General features: G+C 63.7%; 20 protein-coding genes. 15 read left to right on the plus strand and 5 right to left on the minus strand.

What is annotated here, in order from left to right; translation table 11 throughout:
- Nucleotides 1-2: 2 nt before the first annotated feature.
- Together ABD928_RS11480 and ftsA are read left to right on the plus strand one after the other, a co-directional pair.
- The gene (locus tag ABD928_RS11480) at nt 3-899 is read left to right on the plus strand and encodes a cell division protein FtsQ/DivIB (protein ID WP_345168896.1); all 897 of its coding nucleotides are present in this window, start codon (nt 3-5) and stop codon (nt 897-899) included.
- Nucleotides 900-908: 9 nt separating this feature from the next.
- Nucleotides 909-2,165: a cell division protein FtsA gene (ftsA, locus tag ABD928_RS11485; RefSeq protein WP_187715092.1), complete on the plus strand. Its 1,257-nt coding sequence runs from the start codon at nt 909-911 to the stop codon at nt 2,163-2,165.
- A 4-nt stretch (nt 2,166-2,169) separates the two neighbouring features.
- Here ftsA and ABD928_RS11490 read toward each other — a convergent pair whose 3' ends face one another.
- The gene (locus ABD928_RS11490; RefSeq protein WP_262984898.1) at nt 2,170-2,301 is read right to left on the minus strand and encodes a hypothetical protein; all 132 of its coding nucleotides are present in this window, start codon (nt 2,299-2,301) and stop codon (nt 2,170-2,172) included.
- 138 nt (nt 2,302-2,439) lie between these two features.
- Nucleotides 2,440-4,791 (minus strand): arylsulfatase, encoded by a 2,352-nt coding sequence (locus ABD928_RS11495; RefSeq protein ID WP_345168901.1) that lies wholly within the window; start codon nt 4,789-4,791, stop codon nt 2,440-2,442.
- 339 nt (nt 4,792-5,130) lie between these two features.
- Here ABD928_RS11495 and ABD928_RS11500 point away from each other — a divergent pair, with 339 nt between their 5' ends.
- The 4 genes from ABD928_RS11500 to ABD928_RS11515 all read left to right on the plus strand — a co-directional run bounded on the left by ABD928_RS11500 (nt 5,131) and on the right by ABD928_RS11515 (nt 10,476).
- Nucleotides 5,131-6,372 (plus strand): MFS transporter, encoded by a 1,242-nt coding sequence (locus ABD928_RS11500; RefSeq protein WP_345168903.1) that lies wholly within the window; start codon nt 5,131-5,133, stop codon nt 6,370-6,372.
- Nucleotides 6,373-6,504: 132 nt separating this feature from the next.
- On the plus strand, nt 6,505-7,905 hold the full coding sequence (gene ftsZ, locus ABD928_RS11505; protein ID WP_345168905.1) for a cell division protein FtsZ: 1,401 nt from the start codon (nt 6,505-6,507) through the stop codon (nt 7,903-7,905).
- A 172-nt stretch (nt 7,906-8,077) separates the two neighbouring features.
- Entirely contained in the window at nt 8,078-9,325 is a 1,248-nt protein-coding gene (locus ABD928_RS11510; protein ID WP_345168908.1) for a hypothetical protein, read from the plus strand.
- The gene (locus ABD928_RS11515; RefSeq protein ID WP_345168911.1) at nt 9,322-10,476 is read left to right on the plus strand and encodes a deoxyguanosinetriphosphate triphosphohydrolase; all 1,155 of its coding nucleotides are present in this window, start codon (nt 9,322-9,324) and stop codon (nt 10,474-10,476) included. The genes ABD928_RS11510 and ABD928_RS11515 overlap by 4 nt, the downstream gene beginning before the upstream one ends.
- Before the next feature lie 167 nt (nt 10,477-10,643).
- Here ABD928_RS11515 and ABD928_RS11520 read toward each other — a convergent pair whose 3' ends face one another.
- Nucleotides 10,644-11,363, minus strand: a complete 720-nt coding sequence (locus ABD928_RS11520; RefSeq protein ID WP_187715088.1) for a cistern family PEP-CTERM protein — start codon at nt 11,361-11,363, stop codon at nt 10,644-10,646.
- A 233-nt stretch (nt 11,364-11,596) separates the two neighbouring features.
- Between ABD928_RS11520 and argS the strand changes: the two genes are divergently transcribed.
- The 9 genes from argS to tatC all read left to right on the plus strand — a co-directional run bounded on the left by argS (nt 11,597) and on the right by tatC (nt 18,648).
- The gene (argS, locus tag ABD928_RS11525) at nt 11,597-13,330 is read left to right on the plus strand and encodes an arginine--tRNA ligase (RefSeq protein WP_345168914.1); all 1,734 of its coding nucleotides are present in this window, start codon (nt 11,597-11,599) and stop codon (nt 13,328-13,330) included.
- Between the two features lie 4 nt (nt 13,331-13,334).
- Nucleotides 13,335-14,096, plus strand: a complete 762-nt coding sequence (locus ABD928_RS11530) for a flagellar basal body-associated FliL family protein (RefSeq protein WP_187715087.1) — start codon at nt 13,335-13,337, stop codon at nt 14,094-14,096.
- Nucleotides 14,071-14,742 (plus strand): SPOR domain-containing protein, encoded by a 672-nt coding sequence (locus ABD928_RS11535; RefSeq protein ID WP_345168918.1) that lies wholly within the window; start codon nt 14,071-14,073, stop codon nt 14,740-14,742. Before ABD928_RS11530 ends, ABD928_RS11535 begins: the two co-directional genes overlap by 26 nt.
- Nucleotides 14,742-15,749, plus strand: a complete 1,008-nt coding sequence (nagZ, locus tag ABD928_RS11540; RefSeq protein ID WP_187715085.1) for a beta-N-acetylhexosaminidase — start codon at nt 14,742-14,744, stop codon at nt 15,747-15,749. Before ABD928_RS11535 ends, nagZ begins: the two co-directional genes overlap by 1 nt.
- 70 nt (nt 15,750-15,819) lie before the next feature.
- Nucleotides 15,820-16,569 (plus strand): segregation and condensation protein A, encoded by a 750-nt coding sequence (locus ABD928_RS11545; protein WP_345168921.1) that lies wholly within the window; start codon nt 15,820-15,822, stop codon nt 16,567-16,569.
- Nucleotides 16,569-17,147: an SMC-Scp complex subunit ScpB gene (scpB, locus tag ABD928_RS11550; RefSeq protein WP_187715084.1), complete on the plus strand. Its 579-nt coding sequence runs from the start codon at nt 16,569-16,571 to the stop codon at nt 17,145-17,147. The genes ABD928_RS11545 and scpB overlap by 1 nt, the downstream gene beginning before the upstream one ends.
- Before the next feature lie 26 nt (nt 17,148-17,173).
- Nucleotides 17,174-17,452 (plus strand): twin-arginine translocase TatA/TatE family subunit, encoded by a 279-nt coding sequence (locus ABD928_RS11555; RefSeq protein ID WP_345168925.1) that lies wholly within the window; start codon nt 17,174-17,176, stop codon nt 17,450-17,452.
- Nucleotides 17,453-17,473: 21 nt separating this feature from the next.
- Nucleotides 17,474-17,803, plus strand: coding sequence for a Sec-independent protein translocase protein TatB (tatB, locus tag ABD928_RS11560; RefSeq protein WP_187715082.1), 330 nt, complete (start codon nt 17,474-17,476; stop codon nt 17,801-17,803).
- The gene (gene tatC, locus ABD928_RS11565; protein WP_345168929.1) at nt 17,800-18,648 is read left to right on the plus strand and encodes a twin-arginine translocase subunit TatC; all 849 of its coding nucleotides are present in this window, start codon (nt 17,800-17,802) and stop codon (nt 18,646-18,648) included. Before tatB ends, tatC begins: the two co-directional genes overlap by 4 nt.
- A 123-nt stretch (nt 18,649-18,771) precedes the next feature.
- On the opposite strand, the gene ABD928_RS11570 is transcribed toward tatC, so the two are convergent.
- Nucleotides 18,772-20,313 (minus strand): sensor histidine kinase, encoded by a 1,542-nt coding sequence (locus ABD928_RS11570; RefSeq protein WP_345168932.1) that lies wholly within the window; start codon nt 20,311-20,313, stop codon nt 18,772-18,774.
- 21 nt (nt 20,314-20,334) lie between these two features.
- Nucleotides 20,335-20,529 (minus strand): NepR family anti-sigma factor, encoded by a 195-nt coding sequence (locus ABD928_RS11575; protein ID WP_223276458.1) that lies wholly within the window; start codon nt 20,527-20,529, stop codon nt 20,335-20,337.
- Nucleotides 20,530-20,811 lie beyond the last annotated feature (282 nt).

A 20,811-nucleotide genomic window follows, 5' to 3' on the forward strand; every position in this document is an offset into this window, starting at 1 on the left:
GAATGGCGGCGCGGATGCGGCGCGGATCGGGGGGCAAGGCGAAACGCAAGACCGCGCCCACGGCCGCTCAGAAGATGAACAGCGCGCGGGCCAACAAGCTCGCCGCGTTCGGCTTCACCGGCTTCCTGGTGCTGATGGCCGGCGCCGCCGCAATCGCTCTCGACATCCCTGCCAAGGCCGCGCTGCAGGCGGGCGAAGCGGTCGGAAACGCAGGCTTCCGCGTCAACGGCTATCAGATCGTCGGCATCAAGCACATGAACCATAAGCTGATCGACGCCGTGGTCGTGGATGAGCTCCACAAGGCTGCGGCGGCAACCGGCCAGAACGACCCGGCGCAGCCGCTTGTCGACGTCGCCGCCATCCGCAACCGGCTGCTGCAGTTCGGCTGGGTCCAGGACGCCCGCGTGTCGCGCCGCCTGCCCGATACGCTGGTCATCGACGTCGTCGAGCGAACCCCGTCTGCGCTTTGGCAGGATCGCGAGCGGCTCGCCCTGATCGACGCCCATGGCATCGTCCTCGACCGTGTGCCGGTCGACAAGATGCCCGATTTGCCGCTGGTCATCGGACCCGGCGCAAACCGGCGGTCGAGCGACCTCAAGACCATCCTCGCGGGCTCCCCGGCCATGCAGGCGCAGCTCGCATCGGCGACCTGGGTCGGCGGACGCCGCTGGGACCTCGCCTTCCAGTCGGGGGAGACGGTGGCGCTTCCTGAGGGCGTCGATGCAGCGCGTGACGCGCTCGCCCGCTTCGCCAAGGCCGACCGCTCATCCGGCCTGCTTGGCCGCGGGCTGGTGCGGTTCGACCTGCGCATTCCCGGCAAGATGATCGTCCGCCTGCCGCGTTCGCCGGGCGAACCGATCATCCCCGAATCCGCCCAGCAACCGACGGTGGAGGGTTAGTCGCTCGCCGTGGCAGCACCCGTCGATCAGCCTTTGATTGCAGCGCTGGATATCGGTTCCTCGAAGGTCGGGGCGCTGATCTGCACGCTGACCGACGACGGCCGCCTGCAGGTGCTCGGCACCGGTCAGCGCGAGAGCCGCGGCGTCAAGCGCGGCTACGTGACCGACATGGAAGCGAGCGAGCATGCCGTCCGCGAAGCCGTCGAGCTTGCCGAGCGCATGTCGGGCCTCACCATCGAGGACGTCTGGGCCAGCTTCGGCGCCGGCGGCCTGTCGAGCGACCTTGCCAATGTCGAGGTCGAGCTCGGCGGCCATCAGGTCGAGCAGACCGACATCGACGAGCTTCTAATGGGCGGCCGCGGAGCGATCGACCGCAACGGCCAGGTCGTTCTTCACGCGCACCCGGCGCTCTACACCATCGACGGCGTCGAGGGCGTCAAGAACCCGCTCGGCCTTCACGCCGACCGGCTTGGCGTCGATATCCACGTCGTCGCCGCCGACCCCGCGCCGCTGCGCAACATCGACTATGTGATCCGCTCCGCCCATCTCGGCGTGAAGACAATCGTCGCGTCGCCCGTCGCGGCGGCGCTCGCCTGCCTTACGGAGGACGAGCGCGACCTTGGCGTTGCGCTGGTCGAGCTCGGTGCCGAAGTGACCAACGTCTCTCTTCATGCGGGCGGGATGCTCCTCGGCCTGCGCTCGATCCCACTTGGGGCCAAGGATATTACCGACGACATCGCCTGTGCCTTCGGCGTGCAGCGTCGCGATGCCGAGCGGCTGAAGTGCTTCTACGGATCGGCGATGACGAGCCCGCGCGACAATCACGAAATGATCGAGGCGCGGCAGATGGGCACGGAAGACGGCGTCGACCCGATGCGCATCACCCGCGCGCAGCTGATGACCGTCATTCGCCAGCGCGTCGAGGAACTGACCGCCAGCATCGACGAGGCGCTGAAGAGCCTCGGTTTCACGGGTCCAGTCGGTCGCCAGGTCGTGCTGACCGGCGGCGGCGCCGAGCTCAAGAACATCGCCGACTATATGCAGGGCGTCCTCGGCCGCTCCGTCCGCGTCGGCCGGCCGAGGCAACTCACCGGCCTTCCCGATGCCCACAGCGGCCCGGCCTTCTCGACCCTCGTCGGCCTCGCCTGCCTGGCCTCGTCACAGAGCGGCGACATCCGCGACCTCACGGTAAGCAAGGGCGGCCCGAAGAAGCCCGCCAACGGCATGTTCGGCCGCCTGATCGCGGCCATGAAGGGCGGGATCTAGCTACTCAGGACGCGAGAACGCCCGCAAGGCTGATCGGCCCAAGCGCGACGATCCTGAGCAAGGCGGGTCCGAACGTGATCGCAGCGGCAACGCTGCCGAGCAGGATCCAGGCGACGGCAATCTTGATGATGGTCATACGCTAGTTCTTACGAACGGGACCGCCGACTGAAACCTCATCCAAAGTTAGGTGAGGAACCGTGGCCCGCCGCGGGCGCCTGGTTCGCGCCCGCCGCAGCCATGGGTGAACTGCTCCTCGCTAATCGGACAGTTCAAGCTACTGCCGAGCGAGGTACATTCGGACTTGCGCTTCCCTGTCCTCGATCGGCTCGCCGCTAACATCGACCAAAGCCTTCTTGATGGTTCCCGTGAACGCGAACGGGGGATCGTAATCCGTCATGACGGGCGAACCCGAATCCGAACCAACGCAGATGCCGGCCCCCAGTCCGAGCGAAAGGGGAATGGTTACGGGAAGATCCCCGGACCCCACTGACTTGCCGTCGACGAACAAAGTGATCGTTGCCGGCACTCCTTTGCCATTGGCGAAATCCGGCGCACCCGTCGGAGTGAATTCGAATCCGAAGACATGCTCTCCTGCGGGGATCGTTTCGTCAGATTGAATCTTGAATCGCTGGTCGGATACATAATTGTAGCCATAGGTCAGCCGGCCGTTTTGAACGTAGAAAACGAACCCTCCGTCGTTGCCACCCATGGTGAACAGCGCGCCACTGGCTCCGCCATCGGGAACTGACACGTGCACGGCCACCCGATGCGGAACGTTGGTGACGCGAGGCGCTGCGTTCGTCGGCACCATCTGCGTGCCGGGATAATAAACGTAGTGTGTTCGTGGCGGCGCGATTTGTGGCCTTTCCTCAAGAAAGCGCATCGTTCCGCGGCTGTCGATTGGCAGGACGTTATACTTGCCGGCTTCGACGTACCACATGCCGATCATGGCGATCAGCCGTTCGCGTTCCTTGTCGGCAAGATTATTGGTTTCGGCGAAGTCTTCGCGGATGTTGTAAAGCTCCCAGCCATAGGCATCCAACTCGGTCAGCTGGTCAAAAGTAATTGGCGTGCCGAACACTCTTCCTTCGGCTTCTGCGAAGGACGTTCCCGGCCAGGGGCAAACGGCTCGCCATCCATCGTGATAGAGTGACCGGTGCCCGAACATCTCGAAATACTGGGTAACGTGCAGTGCTTCTGCGTCCTCGCGGTCGAATGAACTGGCAAGGCTGAACCCCTCGATCGGAGATTGGGAGATGCCCCTGATATGCGTGGGCGGCTCGATCCCGATCGCGTCAAGGACAGTGGGGACCATGTCGATGCCGTGGCAATATTGGGTGCGCACCTCGCCTCGGGACTTGATCCCTTTCGGCCAGCTTACGATCAATGGGTCGGACACTCCGCCTCGATAGGTCTCCCGCTTCCAGCGACGGAAAGGCGTGTTGCCGGCGTGGGTCCAGCCCCAGGGATAATGGTTGAACCATTCGGGACCTCCCAGCGTGTCGATGGCTGCGAGATTCTGCTCAAGGCTATCGGGCACGTTGTTGAAGAACTTGTTCTCGTTCACCGAGCCGTGCGGTCCGCCCTCTGAACTCGCGCCATTGTCGGACACCACCATGATCATGGTGTTCTCATATTCTCCGAGGTCCTTGAGGAAGGCGATGAGCTCGCCGATGTAATGATCGGTGTGCTCCAGGAAGCCGGCAAACACCTCCATCATCCGCGCATAAAGCCGCCGCTCATCCGCTGATAACTCGTTCCAGTCCTGTACGTCGGGATCGTGGCGAGACAGCTGCGTATTGTCTGGCACGAGCCCCATCGCCTTTTGCCGTTCGAACGTCTCTTCGCGATAGACATCCCAGCCGCCGTCGAACTTGCCCTTGTATTTGTCTGCCCATTCCTGGGGAACGTGATGCGGCGCGTGCATGGCGCCCGGACAGAAGTACATGAAGAACGGCTTGTTCGGAGCGACCTGCTTCGCATCCGCGATCATCGCCTTGGCTTTCTCAACCAGGTCGACCGTCAGGTGATAACCTTCTTCCGGCGTCTTTTCCGGTTCAACCTGCGTGTTGTCCCGGACGAGCTCCGGATAATATTGGTGCGTGTCGCCACCGAGGAAGCCGTAGAAGCGCTCAAAGCCACGCCCCAAGGGCCAGCGATCATAGGGTCCGGCGGCTGAGCTCGCTTCGGTCGGCGTGAGGTGCCACTTGCCGATGGCGTAGGTATTGTAGCCATGCTGCAGGAGAATTTCCGACAGCATGCCATTTTCCAACGGCATGGAGCCATTGCTTCCGGGGTAGCCGGTCGAACCCTCGGTAATGCAGGCCAAGGCGTTCGAATGATGATTGCGACCGGTCAGGAAACAGGCCCGTGAGGGCGAGCAAAGCGCCGTCGTGTGCATGTTGTTGTAGCGCACTCCGTCGGCCGCCAATGCGTCCATGTGCGGCGTGCGGATCGGACTACCGAAGCAGCCGAGCTGCCCGAACCCCACGTCATCGAGAATAATGAACAGCACATTCGGTGCGCCTTCCTTGGCTCGTTTCGGAGCAGGCCACGCGGGTTTCGAAACGTCGAAAGTACGACCGATGACCCCAGAGAATGCCTGTCCGCTCTTATATTCATTCATCGTCATCGCCCCGTCTCCCCGCGCTTTTCTTACGGCCTCAGCGACACCTCACGTTCGATCACGCGGGGCGCTCGACAGTCACTTAGGATCGCAGTCAGTGCGGCGACATCCGGGATACTCCCGAGCGACATCCAAGGGCATGGATTGGGTTGAAACAGACACCCCAACACGATTGCGCTGGCGGAATAGGAAAAGCTCTGCTTGTCTCTTCGAGCTTCCCTGTTCGGCGTTGGATTCAACGCGTGCGTGGAGGACTGGTGCGTCGCGAAAAGCAGGCCCGTCACTGCGAACATTGGGACCATTCGCGGGTTGGCGGGAGGCGTGGGGGAGGGGCAATCCATGATGGCAGGCGGCGCGCGGAGCGGGACGACGGGGGCGTTGATCTTCCTCCTCGGGGCGGCGGTGTTCCTCAACTATGTCGATCGCGGTGCGATCGGGATCGCGTCGCCGTTGATGAAGACGGACCTCGGCCTGTCCGAGGAAGCCTATGGCGTCGTCTTCTCGGCCTTCTTCTGGATCTACGCGCCGGTGCAGATGTTCGCCGGCTGGCTGTGCGACCGCTTCTCCGTCTACAAGCTGATGGCGGCCGGCATCCTGCTCTGGGCCGGCTCGACCTTCCTCATGGGCTTCGCCGGCGGCTTCACGTCGCTGCTGGTGCTGCGGATCATGCTCGGCGTCGGCGAGAGCATCTCCTTTCCGGGGAGTTCGAAGATCATCGCCCGGCACGTCGAGCCGGAGCGGCGCGGCGTCGCCAATGCCGCGGTTGCGACTGGCCTTGCGCTCGGCCCGGCGGTGGGGACGCTGGCAGGCGGCCTGATCCTTCAGAGCTGGGGCTGGCAGGCGATCTTCTTCGTGTTCGGGATCGTGACGCTCGCCTGGCTTCTTCCGTGGTGGCAGACGGTCAAGGCGCTGCCGACGACCGGTTTTCGCGATGAAGGCCAGCGGGTGCCGCTGGGGCAATTGCTGTCCAAGTGGCCTTTGTGGTCGATGTCGATCGTCCACGCGCTCGGCAATTACTGCTTCTACTTCCTGCTCGCCTGGCTGCCGCTTTTCCTGACCAAGTCGCGCGGCTTTTCGATCGGCGAGATGACCATGTTGGCGACGCTTGGCTATGCCGTGCAGGGCGCGTGCGCTTTGGGCTACGGGCATTTCTCGGATTGGTGGACCCGTTCCGGCCGGTCGGAAGCGCTGTGCCGGCGCTGGATGATGGTCGCCAGCCAGACGCTTGCCGCGCTGGCAATCCTTGGGCTCGCTTACGCACATGACGCGGTGACCATCGCCATCCTGCTCTGCCTCGCGGGGGCGGCATCGGCATCGCTCTCGCTCAACCTTTACGCCGTCGCGCAGATGTTCGCGGGACCGCGCGCGTCGGGAACGTGGGTCGGCGTACAGAACGCGATCGGCAATCTGTCCGGCATTGTCGGGCCGATCGTCACCGGCATCGTGGTCCAGCGCTCCGGCTATAACGCGGCCTTCGTGCTGACGGCCGTCATTGCGGCGATCGGTGCGATCTGGTGGGCCGTGGGCGTCCCAAAAATCGAACAGGTTGACCTCGACGGGGAACAACCGTCGCGCGTCTGAGTCTTTCGGGACACGCGGTTCGCACTTTTTTCGGGTCGCGTTAACTTTTTCGCTTGGCTTGAGACTCGGGATGATTCAGAAGAATCACGGTGGAGGATCAACGCGCTAGCGGCGCTTGAAGGGGGTTTGCCCATGAGCATCGATTTCATCCGGCCGGAAGTCGACGAACTTCGGCCGCGGATCAGCGTCATTGGCGTCGGCGGTGCCGGCGGTAATGCCGTCGCAAACATGATGCGCGCTGACGTACAGGGCGTGGATTTCATCGTCGCCAATACGGATGCGCAGGCGCTTAACGCGTCGAGCGCGGACCGGCGGATCCAGCTTGGCCTGAAGATTACGCAGGGCCTCGGCGCCGGATCGCGGCCCGAGATCGGACGCGCGGCTGCCGAAGAAACGATCGAGGATATCGAGCGCGCTCTCGATGGATCTCACATGTGCTTCATCGCTGCCGGCATGGGCGGCGGTACCGGCACGGGTGCTGCTCCGGTCATTGCCAAGGCTGCTCGCGACCGCGGCATCCTGACGGTCGGCGTGGTGACCAAGCCGTTCGCGTTCGAAGGCGCCCGCCGCGGCCGCTCTGCCGATTCCGGCATCGAGGAGCTGCAGCAGCACGTCGACACTTTGATCGTGATCCCGAACCAGAACCTGTTCCGGCTCGCCAACTCGGAAACGACCTTCAAGGAAGCGTTCGAGATGGCCGACGAGGTCCTCCAGCAGGGCGTTCGCGGGATCACTGACTTGATGGTCATGCCCGGCCTCATCAATCTCGACTTCGCCGACGTCCGCTCGGTGATGGGCGAGATGGGCAAGGCGATGATGGGCACCGGAGAAGCGTCGGGCGACAATCGCGCGATCGAAGCCGCCGAAAAGGCGATCTCGAATCCGCTGCTCGACGGTGTAAGCATGAAGGGCGCCAAGGGCGTGATCATCTCGATCACCGGCGGCGAAGACATGCGCCTGATGGAAGTCGATGAGGCTGCCAGCCACATCAAGGAACTGGTCGATCCGGACGCCAACATCATCTGGGGTTCGGCGTTCAACAACGACCTCGACGGCCGTATCCGCGTTTCGGTGGTTGCGACCGGCATCGAAGCCGAAGCTGTCGCCCAGCCGCAGCCGGGCAAGGTGTTCGCTTTCCCGCGCACGGCGACAACGGCGACAATCACGCCGGCCACCGTCGTCCCAACGCCAACGCCGACCATGGTGACGGAGGAGGAGACGGACGAGGATACGCTCGAGCTCACCGACGAGATCGAGGACGGTGATGAACTCGCTCTCGACAATGATGACGTGCTCACGACCGTCGGGTCGGCGCCGATCGCTCCGCCGATGGACGAGGACGAGATGCCCGAAATGGCCGCGCCGATCGAGGAGAAGCCGAAGGTTCGCGAGACCGGCACCTTATTCGAACGCATGTCGAACATCGCTCGCGGTGCTGCCCAGGCGCAGGTGAACGAGGACGATTCGGCGACCGACTATCGCCGCGAGCCGATCGACATCCCGCGTTTCCTCAACCGGCAGAACAACCAGTAATCGCAAGTTAGACGTTGCGGGCGGCTTATCGCCTGCCCGCAACGGTCTGGCGATAACCCACTAGCGAGCAAGCTTTGTGCAAGCTCCAATCTGCCATGGGGGGTCCATGGCAAAAGGTATGGCCGGTCGCGTTGGTTTAGCGGCAGCGGCGCTTTCAATAATCGGGCCTGCGATGGTTGCTGTTCCGACGGCTGCACTCGCGCAGGTGGCGGTGGGGACCGGCGGGGAAAGTCCATCGGACGCGCTCGCCCGCAACATGAAGGTTCTCGGATCCAGTCCCGGAAATTTCGACGCCTTGATCGGCGCCGGTCGTGCAGCGCTAGCCCTCGGCGACACGCAGGCGGCTGCGGGATTCTTCGGCAGGGCGGACGAGGCCTGGTCTACCAGCCCGCTTCCGCAAGCGGGGATCGGTGCCGCTTTGGCGCAGCAGGGCGACGGGAATGGCGCTCTCCAATATTTCTCCCGCGCGGTGCAGCGGGGTGCGACGCAATCGATGATCGGCTGCGATCGCGGCCTCGCCTACGACCTCCTCGGCCGTCACCGCGATGCGCAGGCGGATTACCGCGCGGCCTTGTTCGGACACGACGGCGACGAAGCGCGCCGCCGCCTTGCACTGAGCCTCGCCATTACGGGCAACAAGACGGACGCGTTGTCGACCTTGTCGCCGCTGATGGCACGCGGCGACGCCGGCGCCGCGCGGACCCGGGCGTTCGTTTTGGCTCTCACCGGGGATTCAGCAGGCGCAAAGAATGCGATTGAGAGCGCCATGCCTGGCTCGGCTTCGCATATGGCCTACTTCTTCCAGAAGTTGCCGGCTCTGCGTTCCGATCAGAAGGCCGCGGCAGTGAACCTTGGCATCTTTCCGAGTGCTAGCGGTCTCCAGACGGCGTCCGCGCCGCCGCCGATCCCGGCCAATCCTGTGAAGATCATCTACGGTCGGTCACCGAAGCAGTCCGCCGAAAAGCCGACCCCGGAGGAGGAGGACCGCATCGCCTCCATTCAGGAGTGGTTGTCGCAGGCGACAAAGCCAGCCGGGGAAACTGCGACGACTACGGGTGAGCCCGCATCGACCGTACAAGTCGCTTCGACCTCGATTCCGACGACCGTGAGCCAGCCTTCGAGCGCGTCGCCGAGCACTACGAGCGCCACGCGCAGGCTATGGATCCAGCTCGCAAGTGGCCCCAATGCAACCGCTCTTCCGGACCAGTTCGTGCGGCTGAAGACCCGCAATCGCGAGCTGTTCGAGGGTATCAGCGGCTACATTGCCGAGGAGCCCGGCAAGGCACGGTTGCTGATCGGTCCCTTCCGCAACGACAGCGAAGCAAGTATTTTCGCGGACGACCTTGCGTCCGTTCACATTGACGCCTTTACGTGGACCAACCAGCCCGGACAGTCGATCAGGAAACTCCAAGGCGAATGACCTCGAAACTTGCCGCGCAGCCTTCAACGTCGCGCGGCAGGGCCCATCCGGAGGTGGACGCCGGTCCGCGCGGGCCTCGCGACATTTTCCAGCGCGACCGCGACCGCATCATCCACTCGGTTTCGTTTCGCCGCTTGCGTCACAAGACACAGGTCTTCGTCGCTCCCGACGGCGACCATTATCGCGTTCGCCTGACCCACAGCATCGAGGTAGCGCAGATCGGGCGGACCATCGCGCGGGCACTCGGCCTCAATGAGGACCTGACCGAAGCGCTGTGCCTCGCGCACGACCTCGGCCATCCGCCGTTCGGCCATGCCGGCGAGGACTCCCTGCAGGCGGCGATGGCCGACGCGGGCGGCTTCGATCACAACGCCCACAGCATTCGCCTCGTGACACGGCTCGAGGCACCTTATCCAGGTTTCGACGGTCTCAACCTGAGCTGGGAAGCGCTTGAGGGCCTCGCCAAGCACAACGGTCCCGTCGCCGCCCCGACCTGGGCGCTAGCCGAGGCCAACGACGCGTTCGACCTGGAGCTTCGGTCCTGGCCTTCGCTGGAAGCGCAGGTCGCCGCTGTGGCAGACGACATCGCCTACGATAATCACGACATCGACGATGGTGTGAGGGCTGGGCTGCTAAGGCTCGACGAGCTTGTCGAGGTTCCTATCGTGCACAAGCATTGGGGCGCCATCGCAAGGCGCTTCATTGGCCTGTCCGACGACAAGGCGCTGCGAGCGCTCGTTCGCGATCAGATCGGGACGATGGTCGGAGACCTGATTTCGGAAACGCAAAGGCGCATTGCCGCGACCGGTGTCGAGACCTGCGACGACGTCCGCGCGGCTGGGATGCAGCTCGTCGGCTTTTCAGAAAGTCTTGGCCATCAGGAGAGGGAGCTCAAGCGCTTCCTGTATAAACGCCTCTATAATGCACCACTTCTCGTGCCGGTGCGGACCGAAGCCCAGCGCGTCGTCGCCAACCTCTTTGCGGCCTACTGCGGTGACCCGTCACTGCTGCCCGAGGCCTGGCGCCGCGATGAAGATCATGTGCAGAGGCTTCGAACGATCGGCGACTTCGTTGCCGGAATGACCGACCGATTTGCGGTTGCCCGGCACGAAGAGCTGGTCGGGCCGGTGGATCTGCCCGATCGCTTCTAGGGTTGGGGTCCGTCCCTCGCGTCGCTCTACAAGACACGGACCCCATAAGGGCAATTCGATCTATTGTGTGTTCGGGTGGGACCCGTCACCCCGGTGTCGCGAAGAGGGCGCCGGGCCCCATAACAGAAACCGTGGCTCCCTCTTTGCGAGTGTCGTTCCCCAGGGGCCTATGCGGCCTGAGGAATCAAGGTCTTCCGGCGGCGACGCACTGCGAAGCCGACGGCGGTGAAGCCCATCAACATCATCGCCCAGCTGGCCGGCTCCGGAACGCTCGGTGGCGTCGGGGTTCCGATTGCGGATCCGCCCGTGATGCCCAGTTGGGTGGAATCGATGCCCTGCCAGCGGACATACATCCCGCTCAAGGTAATCGACGGGTTGCTTCCCGAAAATGCGATCGTGAGGTTGCCCGATCCGGTCTGGCCGACGCCCGGTCCGCCTGAGCTTCCCGAGCAATTGTTGTTCTGACCGTTCTTCGCGCAGAACTCGAGGTCGATGTTCCCCGGCAGGCTGCCGCTGGAAACCGTCCCATACGTCCCAGTCACGCTGGAACCGAGGAGCGTCGCGTTCGGGGTGATGTCATCGAAGCCGAAGGCAGTGACCCGCGCAGCATCGATCGGTGATCCCGACGTGTTCGCGATCCGATAGGTGAACGTGTAGTTGTTCCCGCTCAAGCCCTGGAAGACGAGCGTCAGATCGCCCGTCAGACCGGGAATGACCGGACTGTTCGGCGAAAACCCATTGAAGGAAATTGTCGTACTGTCGCCGACCGTGGTGTTCCCATCAACGGTCAGGATTCCAGTGTTGTAATCGAAAATGATCGCGGCCGATGCCGGCATCGCAGCGGACATCGCCAGCACTGCTACTGCTGCTCTGAGTACGAGTTTCATCGATTTGTCCCTTTAACGCACCTGCTGGGACGCTCGCCCAATCCGACAGCGAATCGTCTAGCGAGCGGAAAATACATGATTTATCGGCATGCGTTAAACATTTGTTTACCATAAACTTCGTGACAGAATCGTAACAAGTATCAAAACGGGACAATCGCGTCCGTCTCTGGCTAAGGGTGACGGCTCGCCGGTGCTGCGCTAGAGGCGCTGCTTTCCTGACCTGGTGAACCGAATTGAGCCTGTACTCCCGCTATTCCGCGCTTCTCGACGAGGTGCTCGATCAGCTTCAGTCCGAAGGTGCGCTGCCCGAAGGGTTGAACCGTCGTGCCGTTGCGGTCGAGCCACCGCGCGATCCTTCGCACGGGGACCTCGCGAGCAATGCCGCAATGGTTCTGGCCAAGCCGGCGGGAACCAATCCGCGCGCATTGGCGGAGGCGATTGCGCCCAAGCTCAGGGAACTTCCGGACGTGACTTCGGTCGACATCGCCGGCCCGGGGTTCATCAACATCCGGTTGTCCGACAATGCCTGGCGGAACGAGCTTCGATCGATCCTCGCGGCGGGCGAGAAATACGGGCTGTCGACGATTGGCAACAACGAGCGAGTCAACGTCGAATATGTCTCGGCCAACCCGACCGGGCCGATGCACGTGGGCCATTGCCGGGGCGCAGTCGTCGGCGATGCGCTGGCGCGCCTGCTCGAGGCCGCCGGTTTTCGAGTCACCAAGGAATATTACCTCAACGATGCCGGCGCGCAGGTCGACGTGCTCGCGCGGTCGCTGCACATGCGATACCGCGAAGCGCTCGGTCAGGATGTCGGCGAGATTCCCGAGGGCCTGTATCCCGGCGACTATCTGATCCCCGTTGGCCAAGCGCTCGCCGAGGAGTTCGGCGACCGTTACGCCGACCTGCCCGAAGACGAGTGGCTGCCGACATTCCGGGAGCGCGGGATCGCGGCGATGGTCGAGCTGATCAAACATGACCTCGGTCTGCTCGGCATCCATCACGATCATTTCGCGTCCGAGGACAAGCTCCAGAAGTCGGGCGCCGTCGACAAGGCGATGGAAGTCCTCCGCGAAAAGGGCCTCGTCTACGAAGGCGAGCTCGAGCGGCCGAAGAGTCTCGATCCCCACGATGAGTGGGAGCCGGTCGAGCTGACGCTGTTCCGCTCCAGCCAGTTCGGCGACGACCAGGATCGGCCGATGAAGAAGTCGGACGGAAGCTGGACTTATTTCGGCGCCGATGCCGCCTATCATTTCCAGAAGGCCGAGAACGCGGACCATCTGGTCAACATCTGGGGCGCCGACCACGCCGGGACCGTCAAGCGCGTGCAGGCCGCGGTGAAGGCGCTGACCGACGGACGCGTCGACCTCGACGTGAAGCTGATCCAGATGGTGCGGCTGTTCCGCGCCGGCGAGCCGGTGAAGATGTCCAAGCGTTCGGGGTCATTCGTGACCCTGGCGGACGTCGTCCGCGAGGTCGGCAAGGACGTCGTCCGCTTCATCATGCTGACGCGCCGGGCCGACGCGCCGCTCGATTTCGACTTCACCAAGGTCGTCGAAGCGTCGAAGGACAATCCGGTCTTTTACGTCCAGTACGCTCATGCGCGGATCAGTTCGCTGATGCGCAAGGCCGCTAATGCCGGGGTCAGCCTGGATAGACCTGCCGACCTCGATTTGCTGGATGCGGAAGAAATCGCGCTGGTGAAGCTTGCGGCGCAATATCCGCGGACGATCGAGGGTGCCGCGATGGCGCATGAGCCGCATCGGATCGCCTTCTACCTCTACGATCTCGCGGCCGCGTTCCACGCCCTGTGGCATCGCGGCAACGACGACCCGGATCGGCGCTTTCTGGTTGAAAACAAGCCAGAACTTTCTCGCGCGCGCCTGGAACTCGCGCTAGGCATTGGGCAGGTCATTCGAAGCGGACTCGCGCTGATGGGCGTGACCGCGACCGAGGAGATGCGTTGAGCTGATGCCCCACACGATTGCGCCGGATGCCGACCGGCTTCCGTGGCTGACCGACGATCACGTGCCGCAAAGAAAGCGCGGCGGGAAGTTCCTGATTTTCGCGTCGGTTGTTTTGGCGATGATGGCGGTCGCGGGCATCGCTTATTGGTTCGGAGCGACGCGCAGCGAGATTGCATCGGCGCCAAGCTCCACGATTCGGCAGGAAGCGACGGCAAGTCCGCCGGTGACAGCACCGGTGCTTCCGATGGATCGCGATGTCACCCTGGCTCCCATGCCGCAGATCGAACCGTCGCCCGTTCCGGCACCGGTCGTCCTTCGACAGCAAGAGGACCTTCGCCCGACGGTGATCTCTGCTCCGCAGAGAAGCACCCGGCAGTCGCACGCCATCAAAGCAGGCGAAGAGTCGCTGCCCAGGCCGGACAGCCAGTCGAAGGCGCTCCAATTCTCGAATCCCTGGGAGTCGGCTGGCGCATCCGGACGGATGGTTCGGATCGGGACTTATGCGAGCCTGAGGCAAGGCAAGATCGCATGGTCGCGACTGGCCAAGGCATTTCCCGGCATGAAGAGGCTTCCGGCAGTGGTCACCGACATTCCGTCGCTCCGCAACGGCAAGGTTTATTACCGGCTCCAGATCGGAACCACTTCACAGGCCCATTCCGAAGTGCTTTGCCAGCGGATGAGGACGATCGGGCAGAGTTGCGTGGTCGTCGACCTGGCGGGTGCGCGAAAGGGCATTGGGGATGAGCGACAGCCGATCGGCATATGATGAGCAGCTGCCGTGGCTCGAAGCGGTCGATGACGAGGATGGTCCCGGCGGCGTTCCCGCGCGGCGGATGCTCCTTGCGCTGCTGGTCGTCCTGGTCGCCCTCGCCCTGGTCACTGCAACCTTCTTCTGGCTTGGCCGTCAGGGGGCGGTCGACAGCGGCGCCGCAGCGCCCGAGCTGATCCGCGCCGAACCTGGCCCCTACAAGGTCAAGCCCATCGATCCGGGCGGACTCGATGTCGCGGGCGAAAGCGAGACCGCATTCGAGACGAGCGCCGGCCAGGACACCGACGCCCAGCTCGATCTCAGCAAAACGGCGGAGACGCCCATAGCGCCGCCGAAGGTCAAGCCCGAAGCAGCGCCTGCGACCGAGCCCGCGCCAGCCAAGGTTGAAGCCAAGCCCGAACCGGCGCCGACCGGCGGCAAGGGCAGCGTCATCCAGCTCGGCGCCTTTGCCAACCAGGCGCAGGCGGAGCGGGCGTGGTCCGCATTATCGGCGCGCTTCCCCTCGATCGCGGCGATGAACAAGATGATCATTCCCTTCTCCGGCGGCATTCGCCTGCGCGCGTCGGCGTCATCGCCGGCCGAGGCCAAGCAGGCGTGCCAGGCGCTCAAGGTGGCCGGCGAGAACTGCTTCGTAGCCAACTGATGCGGGCAGCGATTTACGGTCTGGAGGGGACGGAAATCACGCGCGACGAGCGCGACTTCTTCCGCGATGCCGATCCGACCGGCTTCATCCTGTTCCGCCGCAATTGCGAAGATCGCGAGCAGATGCGGCGGCTGACCGACGGGCTCCGGGACATTGTGGGCCGGCCTGAAGTGCCGATCCTGATCGATCAGGAAGGCGGGCGCGTCGCGAGGATGAAGCCGCCGGAATGGCCGTCATTCCCGTGCGGCGAAGCCTTCGACCGGCTCTATCAATTGGCGCCGTCGAGCGCGATCGAGGCGGCGCGGGTCAACGCCCGCGCGCTCGCGCTGATGCTCAACGAGGTTGGGGTGAACGTCGATTGCCTGCCGATGCTCGACGTCCGCCAGCCGGGCGCGAGCGACATCGTCGGCGACCGCGCCCTTGGGGCGGAGCCGATGCAGGTGTCCGCGCTTGGCCGGGCCATCCTCGACGGCCTGCACTCGGCCGGCGTGCTTGGCGTCATCAAGCATATCCCGGGACATGGCCGTGCGCTCGTCGACAGCCATCACGAGCTGCCCGTCGTCAACGCCAGCGAGGAGGAGCTTGCGGTCGATCTCGAGCCGTTCGAGCGTCTCCGCAATGCACCCATGGGAATGACCAGCCACCTGCTCTACAAGGCGTGGGACCCGGACCGCCCGGCGTCGCAATCGCCGGTCGTCATCCATGACATCATTCGCCAGCGTATCGGATTCGACGGCTTCCTGATGAGCGACGATATCGGCATGGAGGCCCTTGAGGGCGATCATGGGCAGCGCGCGGCGGCCTGCGTCGCGGCGGGTTGCGACGTGGCTCTGCACTGCGACGGCAAGATGGAAAACATGATCCTGGTCGCAAAAGCGGTGCCCGCCCTGAGCCAGGAAGCCGAGGCGCGGCTGTCGCGGGCGATGGCGTTGACCTTCACGCCGCAGGACGGCCTCGATTTCGCCGCGGCGGTCGAGAAAAGGGACACGTTGCTGGCCCTCGCCTGACGGCCGACTTATCCACAAGAGTCTGGCCTTTTCTCTTCGCACTCCAGGAACTTGGGACTAGGCTCGCTCCATGGGGGTGGATGCGCTCGATTTCTCGGTCGGCAAAGAAGAGCTGACCCTGAACCTCGACGGGTGGGAAGGCCCGCTCGACCTGCTGCTCAACCTGGCGCGGGCGCAGAAGGTCGACCTCGCGCAGATTTCGATCCTGCAGCTCGTCGACCAGTACACCGACTACATCACCAACGCCCGGGCGCTGAAGCTGGAGATCGCCGCCGATTATCTCGTGATGGCGGCCTGGCTGGCATATTTGAAGTCCTGCCTGCTGTTGCCAAAGGATCCGGAGCAGGACCCAAGCCCCGAAGAAGTCGCGCTGCGCCTGCAGATGCGGCTGCAGCGGCTCGATGCGATGCGCGAGGCTGGTGCGCGGCTGCTTGGCCGGGACCGCATCGGCCGCGACGTTTTCCTGCGCGGCGCGCCGGAAGGATTGCGGCTGGTCCGCAAGTCCGCCTGGCAGGTTAGCCCGTTCGAGCTCTTTTCCGCTTACGGCATGGTTAAGGCGCGCACCGCTCCCGCCATGCACGTGGTGCATACGCGTTCGGTGATGACGCTGGATGATGCGATCGAGCGGGTCAGCCGGATGATCGGCATGGCCATCGACTGGATGGAAATCGGCAATTTCCTGCCCGATAGCGATGACCCCGTGTTCCGCCGTTCGGCCCTGGCTTCAAGCTTCGTCGCCGCCTTGGAGCTCGCGAGGCGCGGCAGGCTCGATATCCGCCAGGATGAGCCGTTCGCGGCGCTTGAGCTGCGGGCGGCCTGATGGAAGAGTTCGTGCGCGCCGTCGAAGCGACCGTCTTCGCTTCCGCCGAACCTTTGACCGTCGACGATATCCAGGGCCATGTCGGAGAAGGCGACGTCGCTGCCGCGCTGCAGACACTGACGGAGATCTATACCGGGCGCGGCGTCGAGCTCGTCGAGCGCGGTGGCCACTGGCATTTCCAGACCGCGCCCGACCTTGCTCACTTGCTGCGCCGCACGCGCGAGGAGCCCCGGCGCTTGTCCCGAGCGGCGACCGAGACACTCGCGATCATCGCCTATCATGAGCCGGTCAGCCGCGCGGAGATCGAGGCCATTCGCGGGGTGCAGATTTCGAAAGGCACGCTGGATGTTCTGATGGAGGCAGGATGGGTTCGCACCGCCGGTCGCCGCGAGGGACCGGGACGCCCGCTGCTTTACGCGAGCACACAGGAATTCCTCACCCACTTCGGGCTCGGGTCGCGCAAGGACTTGCCGGGAATTGACGATCTGAAGGCCGCGGGCCTGCTCGACCCGCTCGAAGACGGCGTCTTCGAAGCGCTCGGACAACTCCAACTGGAAAGCGAAGAGCAGGAAGACTAGAAGGCCCGCCAAAGGAGTTCTTTCCCATGGGTGGCTTCAGTTTCTGGCATATCCTGATCCTCGCGATCATCCTCCTGCTGCTGTTCGGCGGGAACCGGTTCTCGAACATGATGGGCGACGTCGCCAAGGGCTTGAAAAGCTTCAAGCAAGGCATGGCAGAGGATGAAGACGAGAAGCGTCGGGAAGAGCAGCGCCGCGCCGATCCGCGCCCGCTTCCGCGCAGCGAACCCATTGACGTGACCCCCGAGCCGCGCCGTACCACCGACTCCGTGCCGCCAGCCGGAGACGATCGCACCAACGGCTAATTCCGGCGGAGACTGCCGAAGATGTTCGGCGTCGATACCAGCGAACTTGTCCTCGTCGCGATCCTCGCGCTGATCTTCATCGGCCCGAAGGACTTGCCCAATGCGCTGCGAACGCTCGGCCGCTGGGTCGCGCAGATTCGCGGCATGGCGCGGCATTTTCAGTCCGGCATCGACGCGATGATCCGCGAGGCCGAGCTCGAGGAAATGGAGAAGAAGTGGCGCGAGGAAAATGAGCGCATCATGCGCGAATATCCTGCCCTGATGGAGCCGCCCAAGCCGGAAGAGAACCAGCCGGCGCTACCGCTGGAGCCCGATCCGCAGGTCCCGCCCGACAAGCGGGAACTGCCGTGAAGGATATCGACGACACCAAGGCGCCTCTGCTCGAGCATTTGATCGAGCTGAGGAAGCGGCTGCTCTATTCGATCGTCGTCCTTGCCATCCTGTTCTTCAGCTGCCTCGCGTTCTCGAAGGCCATCTTCGCCTTTCTCGTCCAGCCGCTGATCGCCGCCGGGCAGGGAAAGATCATTTACACCGACATCTTCGAAGCCTTCTTCGCCGAGGTGAAGGTCGCTCTGTTCGCGTCGCTGATGCTCGGCTTCCCGTTCTTCGCGATCCAGATGTGGAAATTCGTCGCGCCGGGCCTGTACGCCAAGGAAAAGAGGGCGCTCCTGCCTTTCCTCCTGCTGACGCCGTTCTTTTTTATCGGCGGCGCGGCGTTCGCCTACTACGTGGCCATGCCCTGGGCTCTGCATTTCCTGTTGAGCTTCCAGGGAGACGTAGGCGGGATTCAGCGCGAGGCTCTACCGGGCGTCGGCAACTATCTGAGCTTCTGCACCCGTTTCCTGTTCGGCTTCGGGGTCGCCTTCCTCACGCCGATCCTGCTGATGGTTCTGGAACGGGCCGGCATCATCACCCTGGAGCAACTCACGAAATCGCGCCGCTACGCGATCGTCGCATGCGCGGCCGTTTCGGCGGTGCTCACGCCTCCCGATGCGGTGTCAATGCTGCTGCTGCTGGTGCCGCTCTATTCGCTCTACGAGCTGGCCATCGTCGCAATCCGTCTCACGCACTGGCGCCGCAGCCGCCAAGCGAACGCCGCGGAGACCGAAGGGTCAGAAGAAATGGATGCTGGAAAGAATGAGGGCCCGGAAACGCCACCGGGGGGGGGGAGGGTTGGCGGTTCCGGGCCCATTTAATCGGATAGCGAGAGCGGGGGGGCAAAAGGTCACTATCCAGTATGTAAAACGCGCCTTCTCCGGCGGAAGTTCCGAACGGCTGAAACTTTTTTCTCTGCAGCCGTAACGATATTTTCCTTCCTGCTAGAGCGGAGGAAACACCGGAATTTCAACGCTGTAGCGCCCGAGCTTGCGCTCGAGCACGGAGCGGAGCTGCTTGGCGAGGCCGGAAATAATACGCTCGAACTGATCTTTTTCGCGGTCGCCCTCTTCGTCTGGGTTGAGGACCTTGCTGTTGAGCGTGAGGCGTGCCGTCAGCTCGCTCGTCCGCCGAAGCGAGATTTCCACCGGATCCTCGGGTGTCCTGAGCATCGCGAATTCGACGATCTCGGTGACCAGGAAGGCGACTGAAACGGCGACGTCCTGTGTCGTGTTCGCCCCTTCGAGGTCCAGTTCGATCCGCATTCCGCGCGCGGAATCGGGAGCGGTCGCGCGGAGTTCGGCTGCCAGTTCGGACAGCAGGGGGCGAAGCGAAATTCCGCGGTTCTCTTCCATCTCCGCGAAGTGATTGCGGTGGACGATCGCGAGTGCGCCGACGCGCCGGCTGATGGAGCCGTAGGCGGCGCGCGCCGGCGGGGTCTCCGCGGTGCGGCCATGAATGTTGATCAGTGAAGCGACAACCTGCAGATTGTTCTTCACCCGGTGGTGCACTTCGCGAACCAGGCGCCGCTGGCCTTCGAGGGCGCCGGCCATCTCGCGCTCGGAGCCTTCGACCCGCTCCATGGCGCGCTCGAAAGCATCGCGTAAATCCTGGATCTCCGTCGCGGGCCCAAGCTTCTGAGGCAAAGCGAGCTCTTCGTTCCCGGGCTCGTAGTTGACCACGGCGCGCTGAAGCATTCGCAACGGACCGATCAGCAGGCGGGTCACCAGCACCCAGGTCAGCAACGCCGCCACGATCCACATCAGGAATGGGAGCAGGAGGAGCAGCCGGTCGCCGGTGGTAATCATCGGCAGCTTGGTGGTGACGACCATTTCCAGGCGGCCGTTCGCCAGCGGCCATTTCGACGTGACCAGCTTCTGCGCGGGGTCGTCGAGCGCGCTCGGCGCAACGATTTGCAGCTCAGATTGCCGGTCGCGAAGGGTCAGACCCTGGACGTTCGGCGCCGCATCCAGCGCCGCCTTCTTCAGGTCTGCCCTGGACAAAGCGCCAGTGGCAAGGCCGCCTACGACGCCGACCCGGAAGCCCAGCGCTTCGTCCTCCGGGAGAATCTTGAGAGCAATGTCGCCAGGTGCGACCAAAGAAAGCCGTGCAGTTTCCGGAACATTGCCGACCTCGCAGAGGCGTCGGCCGTTCTCGTCCTCCAGCTCGAACCTCTGCGCGACTGCGGGTGTGACGGTCAGGGATTGCTGGACGATGGAGCAGGCATCCGCGCTGTTCGTGATTCGGCCGTTGCTGGCGATTCGCAGGGCAAGGGCGTTGCGGGCGATCAGGCTTTCGACGCCACGCGACGCAAGGCGCGCCTGCTCGTGGGCCTGGTCTTCGATGACATTGTTCGCATCGCGAATGCCCTGGCTCGCCGCCCAGACGAGCCCAAGGCCAATCGGCAGCAGGGCGGCCGACAGGATCAGGAATAGTTTTACAGGAGTGGAGAGCGCAGCGAAGCGCCGTGCAGCCTCGCCTAACATGTTGAAAAGCCTGTCAACGCGTCAGCTGAGTTTCCCGAGCAGGTCGCTGAAATCGTCAGGAACGGCCTCGCGCAGCGTGTCGTCATAGATCGTACGAAGCGCGCGGCCGATATCGCCTGCTCGCTGCTTGCGGCTCTTATTCTCTTCGGACGCCTTTTGCGGCGCCGCATTGTTCTTAGCGCCGCCCAATGAGCCGCCCTTATTCCTGACACTCAACCTTCTCGTCCCCCTTGCGCGGGTAACAAGCGCGTTTCGTTTAACGTTGTACTCTCACGGTGCAACGGGTTTAGGAAAGATCATCGCGATCGTTGAAAATGCGATGCGGCAAGCGCCGAAACCTCCACCCGCAGCAACCTTACCGCGCGAAGCGGAAACCAAATGCGTTGTGCTTTGTTCCAGCGATTAACATTTCCGCGGGGACGAGCAGCGAAACGACCGACCACGCCCGAGCCAGGGTTGCATCGATCGTTACGCGCGCTCAAAGAACCTCCCCCGCAT

It is taken from the genome of Sphingomonas daechungensis (assembly GCF_039543105.1).
GTDB classification, from domain to species: Bacteria; Pseudomonadota; Alphaproteobacteria; order Sphingomonadales; family Sphingomonadaceae; genus Sphingomicrobium; species Sphingomicrobium daechungense.